The organism is Lentisalinibacter sediminis (assembly GCF_040706615.1).
GTDB classification, from domain to species: Bacteria; Pseudomonadota; Gammaproteobacteria; order Steroidobacterales; family Woeseiaceae; genus Lentisalinibacter; species Lentisalinibacter sediminis.
Genome location: NZ_JAPDRF010000007.1, coordinates 287675 through 309638, shown reverse-complemented (window position 1 = coordinate 309638; position 21964 = coordinate 287675). Strand labels below are relative to the sequence as shown.

The 21964-nt window shown below is 66.3% G+C and carries 20 protein-coding genes and 2 tRNA genes; 13 read left to right on the top strand and 9 right to left on the bottom strand.

Annotation, left to right across the window (positions count from 1 at the left end; translation table 11 throughout):
* Positions 1–70: 70 nt before the first annotated feature.
* From ACJMKX_RS16410 to ACJMKX_RS16385, 6 genes are all read left to right on the top strand, one after another.
* Complete coding sequence (locus ACJMKX_RS16410; protein WP_405227822.1) at positions 71–1615, top strand: phytoene desaturase family protein; 1545 nt, start codon at positions 71–73, stop codon at positions 1613–1615.
* Entirely contained in the window at positions 1612–3231 is a 1620-nt protein-coding gene (locus ACJMKX_RS16405) for a phytoene desaturase family protein (protein ID WP_405227820.1), read from the top strand. The genes ACJMKX_RS16410 and ACJMKX_RS16405 overlap by 4 nt, the downstream gene beginning before the upstream one ends.
* 2 nt (positions 3232–3233) lie before the next feature.
* Entirely contained in the window at positions 3234–4445 is a 1212-nt protein-coding gene (locus ACJMKX_RS16400; RefSeq protein WP_405227818.1) for an aminomethyltransferase family protein, read from the top strand.
* A 41-nt stretch (positions 4446–4486) separates the two neighbouring features.
* Positions 4487–5296 carry a helix-turn-helix domain-containing protein gene (locus ACJMKX_RS16395; RefSeq protein WP_405227816.1) on the top strand — a complete coding sequence of 270 codons (810 nt, stop codon included), beginning with the start codon at positions 4487–4489 and terminating at the stop codon, positions 5294–5296.
* A 66-nt stretch (positions 5297–5362) separates the two neighbouring features.
* Positions 5363–6640 carry an NAD(P)/FAD-dependent oxidoreductase gene (locus tag ACJMKX_RS16390; protein ID WP_405227814.1) on the top strand — a complete coding sequence of 426 codons (1278 nt, stop codon included), beginning with the start codon at positions 5363–5365 and terminating at the stop codon, positions 6638–6640.
* Entirely contained in the window at positions 6637–7482 is an 846-nt protein-coding gene (locus ACJMKX_RS16385; RefSeq protein WP_405227812.1) for a hypothetical protein, read from the top strand. Before ACJMKX_RS16390 ends, ACJMKX_RS16385 begins: the two co-directional genes overlap by 4 nt.
* On the opposite strand, the gene ACJMKX_RS16380 is transcribed toward ACJMKX_RS16385, so the two are convergent.
* Entirely contained in the window at positions 7479–8222 is a 744-nt protein-coding gene (locus ACJMKX_RS16380) for a DUF2306 domain-containing protein (protein ID WP_405227810.1), read from the bottom strand. The two genes, ACJMKX_RS16385 and ACJMKX_RS16380, sit on opposite strands and share 4 nt — an antisense overlap.
* A gap of 130 nt (positions 8223–8352) precedes the next feature.
* Here ACJMKX_RS16380 and ACJMKX_RS16375 point away from each other — a divergent pair, with 130 nt between their 5' ends.
* Genes ACJMKX_RS16375 through nfi form a run of 3 tightly spaced genes read left to right on the top strand, consistent with a single transcriptional unit; the run spans position 8353 to position 10840 of the window.
* A complete protein-coding gene (locus tag ACJMKX_RS16375; protein WP_405227808.1) occupies positions 8353–9474 on the top strand; it encodes a sensor histidine kinase in 1122 nt (373 codons plus the stop codon).
* Between the two features lie 5 nt (positions 9475–9479).
* A complete protein-coding gene (locus ACJMKX_RS16370; RefSeq protein ID WP_405227806.1) occupies positions 9480–10145 on the top strand; it encodes a response regulator in 666 nt (221 codons plus the stop codon).
* Complete coding sequence (gene nfi, locus ACJMKX_RS16365) at positions 10142–10840, top strand: deoxyribonuclease V (RefSeq protein ID WP_405227805.1); 699 nt, start codon at positions 10142–10144, stop codon at positions 10838–10840. Before ACJMKX_RS16370 ends, nfi begins: the two co-directional genes overlap by 4 nt.
* A 109-nt stretch (positions 10841–10949) precedes the next feature.
* Here nfi and katG read toward each other — a convergent pair whose 3' ends face one another.
* The 4 genes from katG to ACJMKX_RS16345 form a co-directional block, all read right to left on the bottom strand.
* Complete coding sequence (gene katG / locus ACJMKX_RS16360) at positions 10950–13229, bottom strand: catalase/peroxidase HPI (RefSeq protein WP_405227803.1); 2280 nt, start codon at positions 13227–13229, stop codon at positions 10950–10952.
* A gap of 174 nt (positions 13230–13403) precedes the next feature.
* A complete protein-coding gene (locus ACJMKX_RS16355) occupies positions 13404–13901 on the bottom strand; it encodes an anthrone oxygenase family protein (protein WP_405227801.1) in 498 nt (165 codons plus the stop codon).
* The gene (locus ACJMKX_RS16350; RefSeq protein WP_405227800.1) at positions 13898–14767 is read right to left on the bottom strand and encodes an NmrA family NAD(P)-binding protein; all 870 of its coding nucleotides are present in this window, start codon (positions 14765–14767) and stop codon (positions 13898–13900) included. Before ACJMKX_RS16350 ends, ACJMKX_RS16355 begins: the two co-directional genes overlap by 4 nt.
* A gap of 39 nt (positions 14768–14806) precedes the next feature.
* Positions 14807–15016: a hypothetical protein gene (locus ACJMKX_RS16345; RefSeq protein ID WP_405227799.1), complete on the bottom strand. Its 210-nt coding sequence runs from the start codon at positions 15014–15016 to the stop codon at positions 14807–14809.
* Between the two features lie 70 nt (positions 15017–15086).
* Between ACJMKX_RS16345 and ACJMKX_RS16340 the strand changes: the two genes are divergently transcribed.
* The 4 genes from ACJMKX_RS16340 to ACJMKX_RS16325 all read left to right on the top strand — a co-directional run bounded on the left by ACJMKX_RS16340 (position 15087) and on the right by ACJMKX_RS16325 (position 18289).
* The gene (locus ACJMKX_RS16340; RefSeq protein WP_405227797.1) at positions 15087–15674 is read left to right on the top strand and encodes a TetR/AcrR family transcriptional regulator; all 588 of its coding nucleotides are present in this window, start codon (positions 15087–15089) and stop codon (positions 15672–15674) included.
* A gap of 83 nt (positions 15675–15757) precedes the next feature.
* Positions 15758–16726 carry an SDR family NAD(P)-dependent oxidoreductase gene (locus ACJMKX_RS16335; protein ID WP_405227795.1) on the top strand — a complete coding sequence of 323 codons (969 nt, stop codon included), beginning with the start codon at positions 15758–15760 and terminating at the stop codon, positions 16724–16726.
* Positions 16662–17144 (top strand): NYN domain-containing protein, encoded by a 483-nt coding sequence (locus ACJMKX_RS16330; RefSeq protein ID WP_405227793.1) that lies wholly within the window; start codon positions 16662–16664, stop codon positions 17142–17144. Before ACJMKX_RS16335 ends, ACJMKX_RS16330 begins: the two co-directional genes overlap by 65 nt.
* 596 nt (positions 17145–17740) lie before the next feature.
* Positions 17741–18289, top strand: a complete 549-nt coding sequence (locus ACJMKX_RS16325; RefSeq protein ID WP_405227791.1) for a peroxiredoxin family protein — start codon at positions 17741–17743, stop codon at positions 18287–18289.
* A gap of 186 nt (positions 18290–18475) precedes the next feature.
* On the opposite strand, the gene ACJMKX_RS16320 is transcribed toward ACJMKX_RS16325, so the two are convergent.
* From ACJMKX_RS16320 to alaS, 4 genes are all read right to left on the bottom strand, one after another.
* A tRNA-Arg gene (locus ACJMKX_RS16320) sits at positions 18476–18552 on the bottom strand.
* 12 nt (positions 18553–18564) lie between these two features.
* A tRNA-Ser gene (locus ACJMKX_RS16315) sits at positions 18565–18655 on the bottom strand.
* A gap of 107 nt (positions 18656–18762) precedes the next feature.
* Positions 18763–18987: a carbon storage regulator CsrA gene (csrA, locus tag ACJMKX_RS16310; RefSeq protein WP_405227790.1), complete on the bottom strand. Its 225-nt coding sequence runs from the start codon at positions 18985–18987 to the stop codon at positions 18763–18765.
* 329 nt (positions 18988–19316) lie between these two features.
* Positions 19317–21926: an alanine--tRNA ligase gene (gene alaS / locus ACJMKX_RS16305; RefSeq protein WP_405227788.1), complete on the bottom strand. Its 2610-nt coding sequence runs from the start codon at positions 21924–21926 to the stop codon at positions 19317–19319.
* Positions 21927–21964 lie beyond the last annotated feature (38 nt).

Below are 21964 nucleotides of genomic sequence, written 5' to 3'. Positions count from 1 at the left end.
CCGGAAGCCGCGCCGCGGCCCGGCATCTAGCGTATTCCGTCGATCGGCTGATCGACCCGGGATCAATGCCTTGAGCCAGTACGACTCCATCGTCATCGGCGCCGGCCACAACGGACTCGTCTGCGCTGCCTACCTGGCGCGCGGCGGCCAGCGCGTGCTCGTGCTCGAGGCGGGGCCCGCGCCCGGCGGCCTTGCGTCCAGCTACGAGTTCCATCCGGGCTTCCACGTCTCGCCAGCCCACTCGCTGAGTCATTTCTCAGAGCGGGTCATCCGCGAACTGGGACTGCTCGGGCACGGCTTCGAACCCGGCGCCTCGCCGCTGCGGACGGTGGCGCTCGGCGAGGACGGGAGACACGTCACGATCGGCGGCGGCCGGATAGCGGGCGCCGGCACGGCCGACGAGGAAGCCTACCGGGTGTATCTCCGCCGGCTGCAGCGTTATGCGAAGGCGCTCTCTCCGTTCTGGCACAAGACCATGCCCCGGATCGGCGCGACCGGTCTGGCCAACGCGATGACCTTCGCCCACCTCGGCCTGAACCTCCGCCGCATGGGCAGGCAGGACATGCAGGAGTTTCTGCGCATCGCCTCCCTGCCGACACGGGACCTGATGGACGAGCTCTTCGCCAGCGACCTCCTGAAAGCCGCCCTCAGCTGGGACGGGCTCATCGGCGGCAAGATGGCGCCCCGCTCCCCGAATGGGGCGGTACTCGGCATGCTCTATCGGATGGCCGGCGGCTCGGACGGCGAGCATGCGGTGCCGGCGAACGGGATACCCGGCCTGGTCACCGCGCTGGAGGCGGCAGCGAAGCAGGCCGGCACGGAGATCCGCTACGGCGCCCGCGTCAAGCGGATACGGATCGACGCCAGCGAAGACGGCCTGACCGCGAACGGCGTCAGGCTGGCGGACGGGACCGAGATCGGGGCCACGCGCATCGTCTCGGCCGCCGACCCGCAGCGCACGTTCCTGGACCTGGTTGGCGTCGACAACCTGGAGATCGACTTCACGAATCGGATTCGGCGACTCCGCTGCGAGGGCTACGTCGGCAAGCTGCACCTTGCGCTGCACGGGCTGCCGGAATTCCGCGGGCTGGACCGGCCGCACGGACGGATGATCATCGCGCCCACCATGGACGCCATCGAGTTCGCTTTCGACGACGCGAAATACGGCGACTGTCCCTCCCATCCCGTGATGGAGATCGTGATACCGAGCCTGCACGATCCCTCCGCCGCACCCGACGACCGGCACGTGCTCTCCGCCCATGTCATGTACGTGCCTCACCGACTGCGCGGCGGCTGGAGCGACGAGGCGCGAGACCGCATGCGGGAACGCTCGATCGACACCATCGCGCGTTACGCGCCGGATATCCGCGCCCACATCCTGCACGCGGAATTCCTGACGCCGGCGGACATCGAGGCGCGTTTCAGCGTCACCGGCGGCCACTGGCACCATACCGAGTTCGCCATGGACCAGCTGCTGATGATGCGCCCGACCTACGGCGCCGCCCAGTACGCGACCCCGGTGCCGGGCCTCTTTCTCTGCGGCGCGGGTTCCCATCCCGGCGGTGACCTGACCGGCGCGCCGGGCCGCAATGCCGCCCGGGAGATACTGGGATGAAGCGCTACGACGCAGTGGTCATCGGCGCCGGCCACAACGGGCTGGCGAACGCCGCCTACCTGGCCAAGGCAGGCCTCGACGTGGTGGTGCTGGAGAAGAACGACTACATCGGCGGCGCTGCCGTCTCGCGGGAACTGCACGAGGGCTGGACCTACTCCAACTGCTCCTACGTCTGCAGCATGATGCGGCAGGCGATCCACCGCGATCTCGACCTCGGACGCCACGGCCTGCTGCTCGTACCCTACCTCGGCACCGTCAACTTCGGCGACGGCGACGAGCGGCTGTTCTCCTATCACGACGAGGAAGCCGCACACCTGGAGCTGAAACGCCACTCACCCCACGACGCGGACGCGATGCACCGCTTCCAGACGGACCTGATGCGCTACTCGCAGCTGATCCGCAAGACGCTGATGCGCACGCCGCCGGACCCGACCTCTTTCCGGCCGCGGGACATCATGGAGATCCTCTACCTCGCGAAGCAGTTCTGGTCGCTCGGTGAGAAGGAACTCTACGAATACGTACGTTTCTTCACCATGAGTGCCGCCGATTTTCTCGAGGACTATTTCGAGAACGAACTGATCAAGGGCGCGATGGCGAGCCCGGGCATCATCGGCACCGCGCTCGGCGTTTATTCGCCCGGCTCCGCCTATATCCTGCTGCATCACGTGATGGGCGACGTGGACGGCAACATCGGCGCCTGGGGACTCGCCCGCGGCGGCATGGGCGCCATCTCCCACGCCATCGCCTCGGCGCTGCGCGAGCACGGCGGCGAGATCCGCACCGAGGCGGGCGTGCAGCAGGTCGTCGTGGAGAACGGCAAGGCGGTGGGCGTCGCGCTTGAGAACGGCGACGAGATACGGGCCCGCATTGTGGTCTCCAACCTGGACGCGAAGCGCACCTTCACGCAGATCATGGACCGTTCGGACCTGCCGGACGGTATTTACGAGAAGGCGAAGAACTTCAAGATCCGCGGCTCCTCCGGCAAGGTCAATATCGCCCTGTCCGCCATGCCGAAATTCACCGGTGTCCCCGACAACCCGTATCTGAACCGCGGCGGACAGGCCTTCACCGGCACGCTCGAGACCATGGAGCGAGCCTACGACTGCTGGAAACGGGGCCGCTGGTCCGACGATCCGTTCATCGAGTCCGTCATACCCTCCGCCTGGGATCCGACGGTGGCGCCGCCCGGACAGCACTGGATGTCGAACTTCATCCAGTACTGCCCGCCGACGCTGGCGGACGGTCCGTGGACACCGGAACGGCGCGACGCGTTCGGGCAGACGGTCATCGACAAGATCGAGCGTTACAGTCCCGGGTTCAGGGATCTGATCGTGCACATGGAGGTACGCACGCCGCACGAGATCGAGGAAGAGATCGGCCTCACGGAGGGCAATATCTTCCAGGGCGAACTCACCATCGACCAGCTGTTCTTCAATCGCCCCTTTCCGGGCTACGGGCAGTACCGCATGCCGGTGAAGAACCTCTATATGAGCGGCTCCTCCACCCATCCGGGCGGCGGCGTATCGGCCGCCTGCGGAGCGAACTCCGCCCGCGAGATCCTGCGCGATCTCCGGCGCCCGAACACGGTGCCGCAAGACGACTTCAGCGACGAGTGACCATGAGTACCGAGAGTAGCCCGATTGACGATCGATACGCCGGCGAGCGCCTGAAGCTCTCCCCGTTCTACCCGCGGCAGGAGGCGCTGAATATCCGTGAGGCCTGGTCGGCATGGAACGGATACAAATTCGCCGAGTACTACTACGACACCGAGTACGAATATTTCTGCGTGCGCAATCTGTGCGGTACCTACGACATCTGCCCGATGCAGAAATACGAGATCCGCGGCGCCGACGCGGCCGCCATGCTGAACCGGATGGTCACCCGGGATATCGGCCGGATCCGGCTCGATCGCGTCGCCTATTCCGTGTGGTGCACGGACGAGGGCCGCATGATCGACGACGGCACGATATTCCGACTGGCCGACGACCGCTTCATGCTGACCTGCGGCAGCCCGTGCACAGCCTGGCTGGCCCGAAGCGCTTTCGGCTACGACGACGTCACGGTCACGGACATCACCGACGACCTCGCGGCGCTGTCGCTGCAGGGCCCCACCTCCTGCACCGTGCTGAAGCGGATGGGGCTCGAGGGCATCGAGCAGGCGAAGCCCTTCGACATCCGGCATTTCCCCTATCGCGGCGACTCGCTGATGGTCTCGCGCACGGGCTTCACCGGCGATCTCGGCTACGAGCTCTGGATACCGCGGCATCTCGGGCTGCAACTGTGGGACGACCTGTATGCCGCCGGCGCCGACTACGGGATACAGCCCTACGGCGAGGCGGCAACGAACATGGCCCGTCTCGAGGCGGGCTTCATCATGCCGGCCATGGAGTTCAACGAGGCACTGCGCACGGTGCACTTCGAGCACGACCAGACTCCCTTCGAGCTCAATCTCGGCTGGCTGGTCGACTTCCGCAAGCCCCATTTCAACGGCCGCAGCGCGTTGCTGGAGGAAAAGCGCCGGGGGCCGAAGTACACGCTGACGAAACTCGACGTCGAAGGGAACCGGCCGGCGGACGGGTCGTACATCTACGCGAACCGGCGTTGCACGCGGGAGGTCGGCTACGTCACGTCCGCGATGTGGTCGCCGGCGGTCAAGGCGAATATCGCACTGGCGATGATCCGGACGGAGTACCTGGACGGCCCCCTGTGGGCGGAGATCTACTACGAGAAGGAACTGCGCCAGTACAGCCGCGTCGCGCGCTGTCTTCGCCGCGACAAGCCCTTCTGGACGCCGGCTCGCGCCCGCGCCACGCCGCCGCCGGACTACTGACTCACAGGGCTGTGGTAGCTTCTGTACTCCGGCGGCAGGGGATGAAGATGCGTGCAACCGAGTTCGTGAGAAGTTATTTCGACGCCTGGAACCACCGCGACCCGGTCGCCGTGGCCGACCACCTGGCCCGCGACGGCCTGTACTGGGACGTCCCGGAGAACCGGCGCAGCTCGCACGACGAACTGGTCGTGGCCCTGCGGGAGTTCTTCTCCGCCTATCGGCACCGCTACGAGCTGATCGGCGAGGTCGTCGAGGGCCCGCAGACCGTCGCGTTCCAGTACCGGATGTGCCCGCTCGGCTGCGGCGAGGGCTGCGGCGGTGGCCGCGGCACGGTCCGGCCGACACAGGGTGCGGAGTTCATAACCCTGCACGGCGATGCGGCCGTGATGATCCACGACTATTACGAGCTTCCGGCCGCGGCTCGCGCGCCTGCCGCGGGGCGGCCGGCGGCCGCTGCGCCCGGCAGACTGAAATATACGAAGTCAGGACTGACCGGAGCACAGCTCTCTGCCTACCGGGAACGTCTCGAGACGGTCATGGTTTCACGGCAGGCCTGGCTGCGCTCCGATCTGACGTTACCGAAACTCGCGAAGCTCGTGGACTGCTCCGTGAATCACCTGTCGCAGGTGATCAATGCCGGCTTCGGGATGAGCTTCTTCGACTACGTGAACCGATACCGGGTCGAGCATGCGAAGCGGATGCTCGCGGAGACGAACGGCGACGAGAGCGCGATCCTGAATATCGCTTTCGCGACCGGTTTCAATTCGAACTCCGCTTTCTACGCCGCATTCCGGAAGTTCGTCGGCCAGACCCCGGCCCGCTACCGCCGCCGCTCGCGGACGGACCATTGACGCGCCGCCGCCCGACCGTATGAACACCCGCCCGGACCACGGCCACGTCAGCACATGGAGAATGCCATGACCGGGCTGCAGGACCACACCGCCTCCTACTACGCGGCGACCGTCAACGACGCCACCGACTTCGCACCGCTGCGAGGTGCGCAGCGCGCGGACGTGTGTGTCGTCGGCGCCGGGTTCACCGGCATCTCGACGGCGCTGCACCTGGCGGAACGCGGCTACGACGTGCACGTGGTCGAGGCCAACCGGGTCGGCTGGGGCGCCTCCGGGCGCAACGGCGGTCAGATGATCGGCGGCATCTCCGGCGAGGATGTCATCGCCCGACACTGGGGCCGGGATACCGAGGAGCTGTTCGGGGAGCTGCGCTGGGCCGGGCATGAAATCATCCGCGACCGGGTCGAGCGCTACGACATCCGCTGCGACCTGAAATCGGGCTATATCGACGTCGCGATCCGGGAACGGCACCTGCGCGATCTCGAAGCCGACTACGAGCGACTGGAGAAGGCTCGCTTCCCGCACGAATTCAGGCTTCTCTCGCGCGACGAGACCGCGCAGACGATCGGTACGGAAGCCTATATCGGCGGCCTGCTGAACATGGCAAACGGGCATCTGCATCCGCTGAATCTCTGCATCGGCGAGGCCCGTGCCGCCGTTTCCCGCGGCGCGACGATCTACGAGAACTCACCCGCGCTGCGGATCGACAAGGGCGGCAGGCCGAGGGTGGTCACCGCCGAGGGCTCGGTCACGGCCGATGCCGTCTTGATCGCCGGCAATGCCTACCACGACGCGGAACCGGAACTGCGGGGCGCCCTGTTCCCGGTCAGAAGCTACATCATCGCCACCGAACCGCTGGCTGCCCCGATGGTCGCAAAGATCAACCCGCACGATCTCGCCGTGTGCGACCCCAGCTATCTGGTCGAGTACTACCGCCTGAGCGCGGACAAGCGCCTGTTGTTCGGCGGGCGCAGCGGCTACTCCGGCGAAGATCCGGAGCGCATCCGGCGCAGCCATCGGGCGAAGATGGCACGGATCTACCCGGAACTCGCCGAGGTGCGCATCGACTATGCCTGGGGCGGAACCATCGGGGTGCCGCTGAATCGCGTGCCCCAGCTGGGCCGGGTCTCGCCCAATGTCTACTACTGTCAGGGTTATTCGGGTCACGGCGTGAACGTGACCCACCTGGCCGGTCAGATCATGGCGGACGCCGTCGGCGGCGTCATGGAGCGCTTTGATCTGTTCGCTGCGGTGAAGCCGCGGATCGTGCCCGGCGCCTATCTCCTGCGCAAGCCACTGGTCGCGCTGGGGGTGCTCTACCATCAGGTGAAGGACCGGCTGTGAGGGACGCCCTCGCGACGGCCGACCTCCACAAGATCCAGCAGACCGTCAAGTGGATCGTCTACTCGCTGCTCCTCGCCAATTTCGGCGTCTACATTTACGAGGACGTGGACCGGGCCCTGCATACCCTGACCGGAGCGTCGACGCTGCTGGACTGGACCGGCGAGTTCGCAACCACCCTGGATACCGCCGCCTGGCTGGTCCTGCTGGCCATGTTCGAGATCGAAACCTACACACTCGAGGACCGGCAATGGCGAGCGTGGATCGGGAAGACCGTGCACGGCGTCCGGATACTCTGTTACGCGATGATCGCGCACACCGTCTTCGCCTACGGCGTTACGGCCGTCGACTACTCCGCGACCAGACCGGTGGTGAACGCCACCTCCCTCTGCGACCTCGCCGGTAACAACCTGACCTTCGTCTACAACCTCGAGTACACCGCCGTGACCGACGAGAACTGTGCGACGCTGTCCGACGCCTCGGCGTTCTACTATCTCGGCGACAACCCGCTGGTGAGTTCGGAGGCCGGCCTGGAGCTCGAGCGCCGCCTCGCCTGGGGGGACGTGATCGAGGCCATCACCTGGCTGGTCATCATATTCGCCATCGAGATCGTCGTCCGCCAACAGGGCCGCGGGGTCACCGGCGGGGTACTCATGACGAGTGCGAAGACCCTGAAACTGCTCGGCTATGCCATCCTGTTCGTGCTTGCGGGCTGGTGGGCCTATCTCGGCCACTGGATCTACACCTGGGATACGTTCGTCTGGATAGCCGGATTCGCCGTCATCGAGATGAATGTCCACGAGTGGCGTGACGAATTGCTCGATGAACGGGAGCAGGCAGCCTAGCGCATCGCGCCCCGCCGGCCGAGCCAGCGCCGGCTGATGCGGCTGCCGGCGATGACGCCGATCACTGTCGGCAGTATCCACGGGATTACGTGCCATTGCCCCGGCAGCAGTTCGCCGAGAAAACTCCTGCCGCCGAAAGCGAAGAAAGCCGTATAGGCACCGATGCCGCTGCCGATCATCCCGTTCAGGTGCACGACCACCAGTTCGCGGTGGCTCATCCCGGGCTTCCGGGTCTCCCGGAACATGCCGATGGCGGCAAGCATGCCGACACCACCGAAGATGATGAGCAACAGATGCCCGAACCGTAGGCCCAGCCCAATGGAGATCAGGCCCAGCACGGCGAGCGCGACCAGTATCCCGCGGTGCTGCGGCCGCGAGAGCGTGCCCGGCCGGGTCCGCTCGCGCAGGGCGGCCATCCCGTGCCGGACGCTGGCGAAGACGAGCACCGAGAGCATCAGCAGGAACAGGCTGCCGGCCCGGTTGCCGGCGGCAACGCGCGCGGCATCCGCGCCGGCAGGAAGACCGTCGGGATAGCGGATGCCCAGCGGGTCGGCGATCACCATCAACGATACGATGAACGCGCTGCCCGTCACTGCATACATGCAGACGGCGTAGACACGTCCGGCACCGACGTGGAGCGGACTTCCCTTGCGGGCGAATGCGGGCACCCAGAACAGGAGCAGCGCGATGCTGGCGACCGCGACGTGGGCGTCGACGAACAGGCCGTGTAATGTGGTCATGGGACTCTCCTCCTTGCTGGTCTGCAACGGTAGCCACCGCAGCCTCGCGCGCTAAGTGCCATTGGTCAGGAGTACACGCCGTGACTTTCGGCCTATGGCGGATCACGCCCGCTCACGCCACAATCGGTGCATGAGCCACGACCGGGGAGATGCGCTGCCGGCCATAGCCGCCTGGATCACCTGGGGGGCGGTCACGGGATTCGCGCTGTTCGTCATTGCGGGCAGGGCCGGCGAGCCGTCGCCCCTGTTCTGGGGCGCTGCCATCCTGGCGCTCCTCATTCTCGGCGGCATCCTGCTTGCGGGACACGATTCCGCAGCGCGGTTGCTCCGGCTCGCCGCCCTGTGGTCGCAGCCCGTCAGCGCACTCGCCATCGGCGCGCTCACGAGTATCAGCTTCGTACCGATCTACACGATCATCTGGATCGCAATGGCCGCGGAGTTCTATTCCCCGCGCACGCTCTGGTGGCTGCTGGCCGGTCTCTTGCTCGCGTGGTTCGCGGTGTACGTCCCGGCGGGCGGCTACGTGAATGCGGCCATCCAGACGACCTTGTTCGGCACCTTCCACCTCTTCGCGCTCCTGAGCGCGCGCAGCGCGGTGGAGGCCGATGCCGCCCGTCTCGAGGTGGAGTCGCTGAACCGGGAACTGATGGCCACGCAACGCCTGCTCGCGGAGGCTTCCCGCCAGGGAGAACGCACGCGTATCGCCCGCGAACTGCACGACCTGCTGGGGCATCACCTCACCGCACTGTCGATCAACCTGCAGATCGCCGAGCGCACCTCGGTGGGGGAGACCCGCGAGAAGATCGGCGAGTGCCGGGCGCTGGCACGGCTGCTGCTGAGCGACGTCCGCGAAGCCGTCAGCGCACTGCGGGACGACCAGGGCCTCGACCTCGAAGCCGCGATCCGGCTGATCGTGGGCAGCACACCGCGCCTCGACATGCGCCTCGACATCGAGGACGCCCTGGCGATCGACGACGTCGGCATCGCGCAAACCCTGCTGCGCTGCGTACAGGAGGCGGTGACCAATACGCTGCGTCACGCCGACGCCAGCGAGTGCCGCATCCGTATCTGGCAGGCGGATCGTGCCATCCACCTCGAGGTGAGCGACGACGGCCGCGTGCAGGGTGAGGTCACCGAGGGCAACGGACTGACCGGCATGCGCGAGCGGCTGCAGGCGCTGCGCGGCACTTTGCAGCTGGACCGCGCCGGACGGGCGCTGCGGCTGCGCGCCACCGTGCCGCTGCCCGGCTGAGCACCGTGGCCACCCGCCTCCTGCTCATCGACGATCAGACCCTGGTGCGCCAGGGCATCCGCGGCCTGCTCGAACTGTCCGACCGGGTCGCCGTGGTAGCCGAAGGCGGCGACGGCGACCAGGCGGTCGAACTCGCAAGCACCCACCGACCGGACGTCATCCTCATGGACATGCGCATGCCGCGCATGGACGGGGCGGAGGCAACACGAGCGCTTGCCGATGCCGGGCTCGATATCCCCGTCATCATCCTTACGACCTTCGACGACCACAACCAGGTGCTGGCCGGCATCCAGGCCGGGGCCAAGGGTTACCTGCTGAAGGACGTCTCGCTGGAGAGTCTGATCGAGGCCATCGAGTCCGTCGCCGCCGGCAGGACCATGATCCAGCCGGGCGTCACCGAGTCGCTGCTGCGCGGACTCACCGGCAGCGCCGGTTCCGTTGCCGCGGCGCCGCCGGAGCGCCTGACGCCGCGGGAGACGGAAGTCATCCGTCTGATGGCCGGCGGCTACAGCAACCGCGAGATCGCCACGGCGCTCAGCCGGTCCGAAGGCACCATCAAGAATCAGGTATCGAGCATCCTCGGCAAGCTCGGCGTCCGCGATCGTACCCGCGCGGTCCTGAAGGCCATCGAGATGGGATTGCTTGCCGGCCGTAGCCGGGGCCCAGGATGAAGATCCCGCGGTCTCCCCATCCGTGGAAGCTCACGCCGAAGCAGGCGGTCACCGTACAGCGCCGCCTGCGGGACCGCGTCCGACTGCGGCCTGCGCCGCTGCCCCGTCGCATCGCCGGGCTGGACTGCGCGTTCCTGGGCGACTCGGTCGTCGCCGTCGGCGTGGTCTGGGACACGGCCGGAAAGACGGTGGTCGAGACCCGCGCCGCGCGGGCGCCGCTGCGCTTCCCCTACGTACCGGGCCTGCTCTCCTTCCGGGAGGTACCGGTATTGCTTCAGGTGCTGCGCCGACTGCAGACGCCGGTGGGCGGCATCCTCTGTGACGGCCAGGGCATCGCGCACCCGCGGCGGATGGGCCTCGCTACGCATTTGGGGCTCATCGTCGGCCTTCCCACCGTCGGCTGTGCCAAATCGCGGCTGTGCGGCACCCACCGGGAACCCGGGCAGCGGCGCGGGTCGGTTGCCCCATTGATGGACGAGGACGAGCGCATCGGCTCCGTACTGCGTACCCGTGACGGCGTGAAGCCGCTCTACGTCAGCCCGGGACACCTCGTCGATCACGAATCCAGCATCGATTGGGTGCTGGCCTGCGGCCGTGGTTACCGGCTCCCGGAGCCCACCCGGCTGGCCGACCGGCTGGTGGCGCGGTACAAGCGGGAGGGCGCTTACCGGGGTGGGCTGGTCCCGGACGCCTGAGCCGCCTGGATACAAAGAAACGGCGGCGCATCCCTACGCCGCCGTTCCGTTTTCGGCCGGTCACGGGCCGCTAGAGCGGCGCTGTGACCATAGTGGCATCAGCTGCGTTTCAGCGGCTGGCCACCATGCCGGCAGACGGGACTTCCTCGATGTCGAAGCGGTCCAGGGTCATCACCTTGGCCCACGCATTGACGAAGTCACGCACGAACTTCTCGCGCGCATCGTCCGCCGCGTACGCCTCGGCAACGGCCCGCAGCTCCGAGTTGGAACCGAAGATCAGATCCACCGGGGTGGCGGTCCACTGCACTTCACCGGTCTCCCGGTCGCGACCCTCGTAGATGCCCTCGGTCGAGGCCTTCTGCCACTTCGTCGACATGTCGAGCAGGTTGACGAAGAAGTCGTTGCTCAGCGTGCCGGGACGATCGGTGAACACGCCGTGGTCGGCGCCGCCGGTGTTGGCGTCCAGGGCCCGCATGCCGCCGATGAGCACCGTCATCTCCGGCACCGTCAGCGTCAGCAGGTCGGCCTTCTCCACCATCATCTCCGCCGGCGAGCTGTAGTTGTTCTCGCCATAGTAGTTGCGGAAGGCATCGGCAGTCGGCTTCAGATAAGCGAAGGACTCGACGTCGGTCTGCTCCTGGCTCGCATCCATGCGACCCGGCACGAAGGGCACCTGCACATCGTAGCCGGCCTTCTTCGCGGCCTGCTCGACGGCGGCGGCACCGCCGAGCACGATCACGTCCGCCAGCGAAACCTGCTTGTCACCCGACAGCGACTTGTTGAAGTCCTTCTGGATGCTCGTGAGCTTCTTCAGCACCCGGTCGAGTTCCCTCGGGTTGTTCACGGGCCAGTCGCGCTGCGGCGCGAGGCGGATGCGCGCCCCGTTGGCGCCACCGCGCATGTCGGTGCCGCGGAAGGTGGACGCAGACGCCCAGGCCGTGCGCACGAGCTCGGCGGTCGTCAGACCGGAATCCAGGATCTCCGCCTTCAGCTCGGCGACGTCGCCGGCATCGATCAGTTCGTGGTCGACGGCGGGGATGGGATCCTGCCAGAGCAGCGCTTCCTCGGGCACCTCGGCACCGACGTAGCGGGCGCGGGGGCCCATGTCACGGTGCGTCAGCTTGAACCAGGCCCGTGCGAACGCGTCCTCGAACTCGTCGGGGTTCTCCAGGAACCGCTTCGAGATCTTGCGGTAGGCCGGATCTTCCTTCAGGGCGAGGTCCGTGGTCAGCATGATGGGCGGATTACGCTTGCCCTCGACGTGAGCGTCGGGAACGCTGTCTGCGGCAGCGCCGTCCTTCGGCACCCACTGAATGGCGCCGGCCGGGCTGCGGGTCTGCTCCCACTCGAAGTTGAACAGGTTGGCGAGATACAGCATCGACCACTGAGTCGGTGTCTGCGTCCAGGCGCCTTCGAGGCCGCTCGTGATGGTGTCCTCGGCGTTGCCCTTGCCGCACTTGTTCTGCCAGCCCAGGCCCTGCTCCTCGAGGTCCGCGGCAGCCGGTTCCGGTCCGACGCAATCGCCGGGCTTCGCTGCGCCGTGCACCTTGCCGAAGGTGTGACCACCGGCGATCAGGGCAACGGTCTCCGCGTCGTCCATTGCCATGCGGCCGAAGCTCGCACGAATCTGCTTCGCCGAGGCGATCGGATCGGGATTTCCGCCGGGACCCTCGGGGTTTACGTAGATGAGGCCCATCTGCATAGCGGCGAGCGAACCTCGCAGTTCGCCCTTCTCGTCGAACCGGTCGCGTCCGAGCATCTCGGTCTCGGGACCCCAGTTGACGATCTCCGGCTCCCAGTCGTCCTCGCGACCGCCCGCGAAACCGAAGGTCTTGAAGCCCATGGACTCCAGCGAGACGTTGCCCGCCAGGATCATCAGGTCGGCCCAGGAGAGGCTGCGGCCGTACTTCTGCTTGATCGGCCACAGCAGCCGACGAGCCTTGTCCAGGTTGGCGTTGTCCGGCCAGCTGTTCAGCGGATCGAACCGCTGCTGACCGCCGCCGGCACCGCCACGGCCGTCGTGCACGCGGTAGGTGCCCGCGCTGTGCCAGGCCATGCGGATCATCAGCGGACCGTAATGACCCCAGTCGGCGGGCCACCAGTCCTGGGAATCGGTCAGCACGGTCTCGATATCCGATTTGACCTGTTTCAGATCGAGGGCGGCGAACGCCTCGGCATAGTCGAAGTCCTCACCGTAAGGGTTGGACTCTTCGTCGTGCTGGCGCAGCGGCGTCAGATCCAGCTGCTCCGGCCACCAGAAGCTGTTCGGCTTGGCTTCACTCGGGCCGAGAGCCTTCTCGGATGCCACCACGGGTGACATCTCGGACGCCACCGCAGGCGATATCGTTATCGCCATGGCAGCGAGTAGTAGTATCGGTTGTTTACGCATTGCAGTTTTCCCCTTTCAGTAACACACGAAGCGTCACGGTCATTAATTAAACCGGATAAAGGACCGTCATGCGATTCAATTTTTGGGACACTGTGCCCCGGGAAAACGATTGCCCACAGATCATGCGTAACCGTTTAATCGGTCGGCAAAAAACGAGCGAGCCCCGGGCTCGACCTAGTGCCGCAGGCCCGCGGTGAACAATAGAACGGCCGCGGCGGCCGCGACGGTGCGCAACGTGTTCAGGCGCGTCCAGCCTTCGAGGTAGTGCTCCCAGAGCGGAACGGCCTCCGGATCCGCCGCGCAGACCGCCGCGAGCCGGTCGTTGAGCGGGACGTTACCGAGACCCGTCACCAGAAACGTGCCAACCAGGTAAGCGAGCGCACCCGCCAGGAACCAGGGTGCCTGCGGGCTCCCCCAGCCGGCGACGGCCAGGCCGGCGACCACCAGCGACACGACTGCAGTGCCGACGAACGTGCCGAGGAACGACCGGTTCAGGACCACGACGTTGATCGACTGCATCGCCGCGATCCCCTCCGCCGCCGGCAGGCGCGCCAGCGCGCCCATGACGAAGCTGGAGAAGGCGAAGAAGACCCCGGCGACGATTGCCGAGCCGAGCAGCGCCGCCACGGCGGCCACAGGGGCAATTACCGCCACTTCCGTCACCCCGCTCATGCCACCGCCTCCGCGGTGCCCGTATTCCAGGTGCCGCGGGCCGCAACCCGGTGCACAAAGTCGGTGAAATCCGCGGGTTCGCGGCCGAGTGCTCGCTGCACGCCGTCGCAGACGTTCGTGTTACGGCCATCGAGCACGGTGCCGAAGAGGTAATCGAGCAACCAGGCCACGTCGGCCGGAACGCCGGCATCCGCCAGCGCGGCGGTGAACGCCTCCTGCGGGATACGCACGAACGAGACCTGGCGACCGGCCGCCGCCGAGATCTCCGCGGCCAGTTCCGCGAAGGTCAGCGCCCGCGGACCGGTGACCTCGTAGACCTCGCCGGCATGACCGGGCTCACTCAGGGCCGCCGCAACCACGTCCGCGATGTCGTTCACGTCGATGAAGGGCTCCGCAATGTCCCTCGCCGGCAGCGTGATGGCGCCGTCCATGACCATCGGCAGGAACTCGCCCTCCGAGAAGTTCTGCATGAACCAGCCGGCGCGAACGATCGTCCAGTCCACGCGCGAGGCCTGCACGATCCGCTCGCAGGCCTGGGCCTCTTCCTCGCCCCGGCCGGACAGCAGCACCAGACGCCGGACGCCCGCACCGACGGCCCGGGCCACGAAGGCACGGATGGTGTCTGCCGCACCGGGCACCGCGAGGTCGGGAACGTAGGCGATGTACGCCGCCGTCACACCGGCGAGTGCCGCGTCCCAAGTATCGGCGTCCTCCCAGTCGAAGGCGGGCGTCCCGGTGCGGGACCCGATCCGGATCTCCATGCTCCGGGCCTCCAGGGCGCGAGCCACCCGGCGGCCCACCTTGCCGTTGCCGCCGGTCAGCAGGGTCAGCCCGGCTGCAGTCTCGATCTGATTGTTGTCTTTCATGGTTTTCTCCTTCGGTGCTTCAGCTTCGGTTGTTCTGGCTCAGTTGGCGCGACGGAAGTGCAGCAGGGTCAGCAGGCAGATCACACCGATGACGATCTCGATACCGGCGGCGCTCACGATGCCGCTGTGAGGCATACCGTCCACGGCGAGGATCGTCGCGGCGATCGCGACGGCCACCAGTCCGCTGAAAGCGAGGGCCAGCCGCGCGCCCGTCACCCCGTCGAATATGGCTTTTCTTCTTGAATTCATGACGGTTTCTCCTGCTCACTTGACACTGTGTCAATTGACATGGCGTCAACCATAAGGGATGCTTTACACCATGTCAAGCGAAAATTCCGAAACGCGCACCCGAATCCTCGAAGCCACCATCGCGATGCTCGAACAGAAGGGCGGCCACGGGGTGCGGATGGGGGACATCGCAAAGGCGGCGGGAATCTCTCGCCAGGCGGTCTACCTGCATTTCGCGTCCCGCACGGAGCTGCTGATCGCCGCAACGCTCTACCGTGACGAACTGCTCGACGTAAACGTCAGGCTGGCCCCCTCGCGGGCAGCGGAGAAGGGCGTGGAGCGCCTGCGCCTCTACATCGAGTTCTGGGGCAACTTCATCCCCGAGATCTATGGCGTCGGCAAGGCACTCATGGTGGCGCAGCACTCCGACGAGGCGGCGGCCGCCGCGTGGCGCGATCGCATGATCGCGATGAAGGACGGCTGCCGCGCCGCGATCGATGCGCTGCATGCCGACGGCACGCTGGCGCAGGGCTGGACGCGGGCGAAGGCCACCGAGGCGCTGTGGACGATGCTCCTCGTGCCGAACTGGGAGCATCTCACGCTCGAATGCGGCTGGTCGACGAAGGAGTACATCCGCTGGATGCAGTTCCTCGCGCATCGGGCATTCGTCGCGGAGTGAATCCCGGCCGCCGATCGGCCCGGTCCGGGTCGCCCGAACCGTGGTATCTTCTCTGCCGTCCCGACAAGAACAAGGAAACAGCGATGAATCGGTTCCTCCCGTCTGTTGCGGCTGCAGCAATCCTTCTCCTCGGCTTCGCGGCGCCACAGACGGTCGTCGCAGAGACCGAACAATGGGTGCTGGTGACGGGCGCCAGCACCGGCATCGGCCGCAACCTGGCCGAGACTCTCGCGGAGAGCGGCTATCACGTCTACGCCGGAGCGCGTTCGGAAGAAGACCTCGAGGCGCTCGATGCCATCGACAACATCACCGCGGTCCGTCTCGACGTCACGAAGCAGGACCAGGTCGACGCGGTCGTCGACCTGATCACCAGGAGAGGCACGGGTCTCTACGGTCTGGTGAATAACGCGGGCGTGGGCGGTGGCGGCAAGGTGCTGGAGACGCCGGTCGCCGGGCAGAGCTTCGTCTACCAGGTCAACGTCGAGGGCGTCTACCGGACGACCAAAGCCTTCGCGCCACTGGTCGCCGAGCAGAACGGCCGCATCGTCACCACCGGCTCCATTGCCGGCACCATGTCCTGGGCGGGCGGCAACGCCTACAGCGGCAGCAAGCACTGGATCGAGGCATTCACCGATGCGCTGGCCGCCGAAATGGAGCCGCTGGGGGTCCATGTCAGCGTCGTGGAACCGGGTAACTTCAAGTCCCGTATCCGCCGCAGCGCCGTCGCACGCGCCTTCGCGCAGGTCGAAGCCACCGGCGGCGAGATCACCGAAGAGATGCAGCAATTCCAGAAGGCGACCGTGGAACGGGAACTCTCCTACAAGGAACCCGACGAGGTCTCCGAGGCGTTCATGCATGCGCTGTTCAACGAGAAGCCGCTGCGCCGCTACGTGGTAACGCCGAACGAGGAGGAACACGTGGCAACGATCCGGACGAAGCTCACCGAGCTCGTCCAGCTCAACCAGTGGGGACCGTACAGCCACAGCCGTGACGAGCTCGTCGAGATGCTGGACGAGATCCTCTCGGGGGGCACGACTGAGTCTGTCGAGTAGAACGCGCCTCTTCCTCGTCGACGGGCACAACCTGCTCTTCGCGCTGCGCGCTCGCTTCGCGGAGCACCTGGCGGACGGCCATCCCGGCACGGCCGCCCGTGAGGCACTGGTCGACGCAATGGTCGGCGTATTTACCGGCCCGGTACAGGTTGTCCGCATCTACTTCGACGGCAGGACGCCACACCGGGAACAGCGTTCAACGCAGATCGAGGTGATCTATCCCGGGGGTGAAGCGGATCAGTGCGCCGACCGGGCGATCCTGCGGGAACTCGCCGCACGGGATGATGGCGCCAGGACGGGCCCGCTCGTCACGGTCGTGACCCGCGACATCAAGCTGGCCAAGCGAGCTCGAAAACGGGGCGCGGCGGTGGTGGATCCGGAAGCGTTCTTCGCAGCGTGGATGCAGGAAGGCGGCTAGCGCCCAGGTGCTAACCGCCAGCTCCAATTGCGAATATGGCGCGCCCGGAGAGATTGATTCGCTGGCTTCGCGGGATCGAGCACCGGGCTGCCCTTGCGCCTGCATTTCCGGGCCCAATAGCGCCGTAAGCCTTGCCGGCGCCAACGGAATCACCGTTTCAGGTTTGACGATACAGAGCGCGCCTCACCACCCGCGCACAAGTTCGAGACCAGCATCCAGAACGACCGATCGGCCGCGGATAGCCGAGGCTGAACGCCCTTCTCTTTCAAGAGCGCCAGCTGCTGCCGCAACAGCAGGTTTTCTAATGCCAGGTCACGACGGGACCGAAACAATGAAACGAAGGAGTTCAGGACTACGGAGAGCCATTCAGTCATCAGCGAACGCTAAATACCCCGCCGGAAAAATCCAGCAAATTCAATGCGGACGATTAAATGGTAGGCACACCCAACTCGAATTGCGATGCCGCGTGGTGGCGGTTCCGCTCCCCGGCTCGGCCGCTCTACAGTCCACATCCGCTTGTCTTACGATCCGTTTTTCGGGAACCTTTGGACGTTGGGACTCACTAACCCATCGAGCACCGGCCGATGAGCAACGACATGAACCAGACCGTGCCCCCGAAAGCAGCGCCGAACGGCAAGAACCCCCGCCGCCGCGCGCTCGTCTACGTCATCGTCGCCTTCGCCTTGATCGCGATGCTGGCGGCCCTGCCGTTTCTCGCGAGCCGCCCGCGGCCGGCGCCCGATTTCGCGATGACGACGCTCGCGGGCGAAGCGAAGACCCTCGAGACCCTGGCCGGTCGTCCGGTCCTGGTCAGCTTCTGGTCGACCACCTGCGGTCCCTGCATGACCGAGATGCCGTCGCTGATCGCCGTGCATCGCCGGTATGCGTCCGAGGGCCTGGTCACGCTCGCGGTTGCGATGCCCTACGACCGACGGGCCGAGATCGCGCGGGTGGTACGCAGCCAGGGCATGCCCTTCGACATCGTCCATGATGCCGACGGCAGTCTCGCCCGGATGTTCGACGACACCCAGAACACGCCGACGAAATTCCTGATCGACCCGAGCGGCCAGATCATCAAGATCTACGTGGGCTCAACCCACTTTCCCGACCTGATCGAGCGGCTCGAGGGCATGCTCTCGACCTGATCGACGTTGCACCCGGCGCCGCCAGCCAGGTGTGCCCCCAACCTCGTTCCTGCCCGTTGTCGAACGTCAATGCCGTGCCCCCGGGGCCAGCCCGAGACTGAGCGCTCGCCGGATCGCCCTGGGGTGTCGAAAAAAAGAAAGCGGCTAGCGCCTGAGCACTAACCGCTTGATCTAATTGCGGAAAATTGGCGCGCCCGGAGAGATTCGAACTCCCGACCGCCTGGTTCGTAGCCAGGTACTCTATCCAGCTGAGCTACGGGCGCGTTTTTTAAATCTGGCGGAGAGAGAGGGATTCGAACCCTCGAAGGGCTATTAACCCTTACTCCCTTAGCAGGGGAGCGCTTTCGACCACTCAGCCATCTCTCCGTTCCCTGCCACCGGTCACCGCCGGCGCGAAACCGCCATTATAGCGGTCCCTCGCGAGGGCCCGAAAGTGTACTGAGTCCGGTGGGTCGGGTAAAGGGTGCGAGCCGCTACTCGCTGCCGCCGCCGTTGGTGTACGCCGCACCGTTTACCGCGCCGGAACCATTACCCTGCTCGAGCTGGATACGCTCGAAGATCTCTTCCCGATGCACGGCCACGTCACGCGGCGCATTAATGCCGATTCGGACCTGGTTGCCTTTGACTCCGAGAACCGTGACGGTGACGTCGTCCCCGATCATCACGGTCTCTCCGACGCGGCGAGTAAGTATCAGCATCCTGTCTATCCATCCCCTGTCAGGCAGTGCGGGCAAGGCGGCGATCGACTGGCTTGCAACCTTGGATCACTCGAACTCAGCCCTTAATGCTGTCCGACTGATGTATACCACCCACGGTATCTATTAATTTTTTCCCACAAACGGCAAAGCCCGCCGGACAGATTCGAGTCTCTTGGCTAAACTTATGATAAGACTCGATTTACCGACCCAGCCGCCGGGTATGCCCCATGCTGCGGCCGGCTACGGACCATGCATCCTCCCTCACCTAAAATTGTATACCAATAAGCCGGCAGGGGCCAAACGCCTGTGGGTTGCAGAAGTAGACTGCGTCAGGATACGCGTTCCGCGACCCAGTCGCGAACGCCGGCCAGGGCCGAGTCGAGCGCTGCCGGATCGTTGCCGCCGGCCTGAGCGAAGTCCGGGCGCCCGCCACCCTTGCCGCCCACCTGCTCGGCGACGGTGCGCACGAGATCGCCGGCCTTGACGCGATCGGTAGCATCCTTCGTGACGCCCGCTGCCAGGCGCACCTTGTCGCCGTCGGCCGAGCCCACTACCACGACGCCGCGGCCTAGCTTGTCCTTGAGCCGATCGACGGTATCGCGAAGCGTGGCCGGATCGGCGCCGTCGATGCGCAGCGCCAGCACCTTCAGGTCGCCCACGGTCTCCGCGCCGGCCGTGAGGTCCGTGGAACCGCCGCCGGTCGCAAGCTTGCGTTTGAGGTCCGCCACCTCTTTCTCAAGCGCCCGATTTCGCTGTACCACCTGACTGACCTTACTGGCCGCATCGTCCCGGCTGCCGCGCACGAGTTCGGCGATCTGCGCCAGCGCCTCCTCCTCGGCCTTGACCCAGGCCAGCGCCGTCTCGCCGGTGATCGCCTCGATGCGGCGCACGCCGGCGGCGACACCGCCCTCGCCCGTGATCTTGAACAGGCCGATGTCGCCGGTGCGGCTCACGTGGGTGCCGCCGCAGAGTTCCATGGAGAAGTCGCCGAGCCGCAGCACGCGCACCTCGTCCTCGTACTTCTCCCCGAACAGCGCCACCGCGCCAGCGGCGATGGCATCGTCGTAGGCCATCTCCCGGGTCTCCGCGGCGACGTTGCGGCGGATCTCCCGGTTCACGAGGTCCTCGATACGCTGCAGCTCCTCCGGCGTGACGGGGTCGTAGTGGGAGAAGTCGAAGCGCAGGCGCTCCGGAGCCACCAGCGAGCCCTTCTGGGTGACGTGATCGCCCAGCACCTCGCGCAATGCGGCGTGCAACAGGTGGGTGGCGGAGTGGTTCAGTCGCGTGCGGTTGCGCCGCTCGGCGTCGACCTCGGCGCCGACGCTGTCACCGACTTTCAGCGTACCGGCTTCCAGCTTGCCGTAGTGGACATGGGCGCCGCCGCTCTTGCGCGTATCGGTCACCCGGAATGTGGTACCGCCGCCGCTCAGCACGCCGGTGTCGCCCACCTGGCCGCCACTCTCCGCATAGAACGGCGTATCGGCCAGCACGACGCCGCCCTCCTCGCCGGCGGCGAGTTCGGTGACGGTCTCGCCGCCTTTCACCAGGGCGATCACCTCGGACTTGCCGCTGTCCCGCTCATAGCCGGAGAAGCGGCTCTCGGCATCGACGGCAACGCCTTCGCCCCCTGCAGCGCCGAACTTGCTGGCCGCCCGGGCACGCTCGCGCTGGCCTTCCATCGCCGCCTCGAATCCCGGCTGGTCGATGCTCAGGCCGCGTTCACGGGCGATATCCGCGGTGAGATCCACCGGGAAGCCGTAGGTGTCGTAGAGCCGGAAGACGACGTCGCCGGGGATGGTCTCGCCGCTCAGGCCGGAGATGCTCTCCTCCAGTATCGCCATACCCTGCTCCAGGGTCTCGGCGAAGCGCTCCTCTTCCCGCCTCAGCACCTTCTCCACGTGGGCCTGCCGGCGCACCAGCTCCGGGTAGGCCTCACCCATTTCGCCGGCCAGCGGCTGCACGAGCTTGTGGAAAAACGGCTCGGTCACGCCCAGCTTGTAGCCGTGGCGCAGCGCCCGGCGGATGATGCGCCGGAGCACGTAGCCACGGCCCTCGTTGCTCGGGTCCACCCGGTCGGTGATCAGGAACGCGCAGGAGCGGATGTGGTCCGCGATGACGTTCAGTGAACTGGAGTCGTCGTTCGCCACGCCCATGATCCTGGCTATCGCCTCGATCAGGTTGGCGAACAGATCGATCTCGTAGACGCTGTGCACACCCTGCATCACCGCCGAGATGCGCTCCAGGCCCATGCCGGTATCGACCGAGGGCGCCGGCAGCTCGGTCATGGTGCCGTCGGCGGACCGATCGTACTGCATGAAGACCAGGTTCCAGACCTCGACGTAGCGATCGCCATCCTCATCCGGCGAACCCGGCGGCCCGCCCGCCACCTCGGGCCCGTGATCGTAGAAAATCTCGCTGCAGGGGCCGCAGGGGCCGGTGTCGCCCATGGCCCAGAAGTTGTCCTTCTCGCCCAGGCGCGAGAAACGCTCGGGGTCGATGCCGATCTCGTTCAGCCAGATATCGGCAGCCTCGTCGTCGTCCTTGTAGACGGTGACCCAGAGCTTCTCCGGCGGTATGCCGAGTTTCTCGGTGACCAGCCGCCACGCGAAGTCGATGGCCTCGCGCTTGAAGTAGTCGCCGAAGCTGAAGTTGCCGAGCATCTCGAAGAAGGTGAGATGCCGGGCCGTGTAGCCCACGTTCTCCAGGTCGTTGTGCTTGCCGCCGGCGCGCACGCAGCGCTGCGAGCTGACGGCGCGCACGTAGTCGCGCTGCTCCCGGCCCAGGAAGACGTCCTTGAACTGGACCATTCCGGCGTTGGTGAACAGGAGCGTGGGGTCGTTGGCAGGTACGAGCGGAGAGCTGGGCACCACCGCGTGGCCCTCGTCGGCGAAGAACTCCAGGAACGCCGTCCGGAGTTCGCTGCTGGTCATGGATTTCATGGCGTGAGAATCTACCAGATGTTCGGCGGCAGGGTAGC

Coding starts and splice junctions, on each gene's coding strand:
- ACJMKX_RS16380 (WP_405227810.1), bottom strand. CDS start 8,222: ATGACCACATTACACGGCCTGTTCGTCGACGCCCACGTCGCGGTCGCC.
- katG (WP_405227803.1), bottom strand. CDS start 13,229: ATGCGTAAACAACCGATACTACTACTCGCTGCCATGGCGATAACGATA.
- ACJMKX_RS16355 (WP_405227801.1), bottom strand. CDS start 13,901: ATGAGCGGGGTGACGGAAGTGGCGGTAATTGCCCCTGTGGCCGCCGTG.
- ACJMKX_RS16390 (WP_405227814.1), top strand. CDS start 5,363: ATGACCGGGCTGCAGGACCACACCGCCTCCTACTACGCGGCGACCGTC.
- ACJMKX_RS16340 (WP_405227797.1), top strand. CDS start 15,087: ATGTCAAGCGAAAATTCCGAAACGCGCACCCGAATCCTCGAAGCCACC.
- nfi (WP_405227805.1), top strand. CDS start 10,142: ATGAAGATCCCGCGGTCTCCCCATCCGTGGAAGCTCACGCCGAAGCAG.
- ACJMKX_RS16400 (WP_405227818.1), top strand. CDS start 3,234: ATGAGTACCGAGAGTAGCCCGATTGACGATCGATACGCCGGCGAGCGC.
- ACJMKX_RS16395 (WP_405227816.1), top strand. CDS start 4,487: ATGAAGATGCGTGCAACCGAGTTCGTGAGAAGTTATTTCGACGCCTGG.
- alaS (WP_405227788.1), bottom strand. CDS start 21,926: ATGAAATCCATGACCAGCAGCGAACTCCGGACGGCGTTCCTGGAGTTC.
- ACJMKX_RS16335 (WP_405227795.1), top strand. CDS start 15,758: ATGAATCGGTTCCTCCCGTCTGTTGCGGCTGCAGCAATCCTTCTCCTC.
- csrA (WP_405227790.1), bottom strand. CDS start 18,987: ATGCTGATACTTACTCGCCGCGTCGGAGAGACCGTGATGATCGGGGAC.
- ACJMKX_RS16350 (WP_405227800.1), bottom strand. CDS start 14,767: ATGAAAGACAACAATCAGATCGAGACTGCAGCCGGGCTGACCCTGCTG.
- ACJMKX_RS16405 (WP_405227820.1), top strand. CDS start 1,612: ATGAAGCGCTACGACGCAGTGGTCATCGGCGCCGGCCACAACGGGCTG.
- ACJMKX_RS16345 (WP_405227799.1), bottom strand. CDS start 15,016: ATGAATTCAAGAAGAAAAGCCATATTCGACGGGGTGACGGGCGCGCGG.
- ACJMKX_RS16375 (WP_405227808.1), top strand. CDS start 8,353: ATGAGCCACGACCGGGGAGATGCGCTGCCGGCCATAGCCGCCTGGATC.
- ACJMKX_RS16325 (WP_405227791.1), top strand. CDS start 17,741: ATGAACCAGACCGTGCCCCCGAAAGCAGCGCCGAACGGCAAGAACCCC.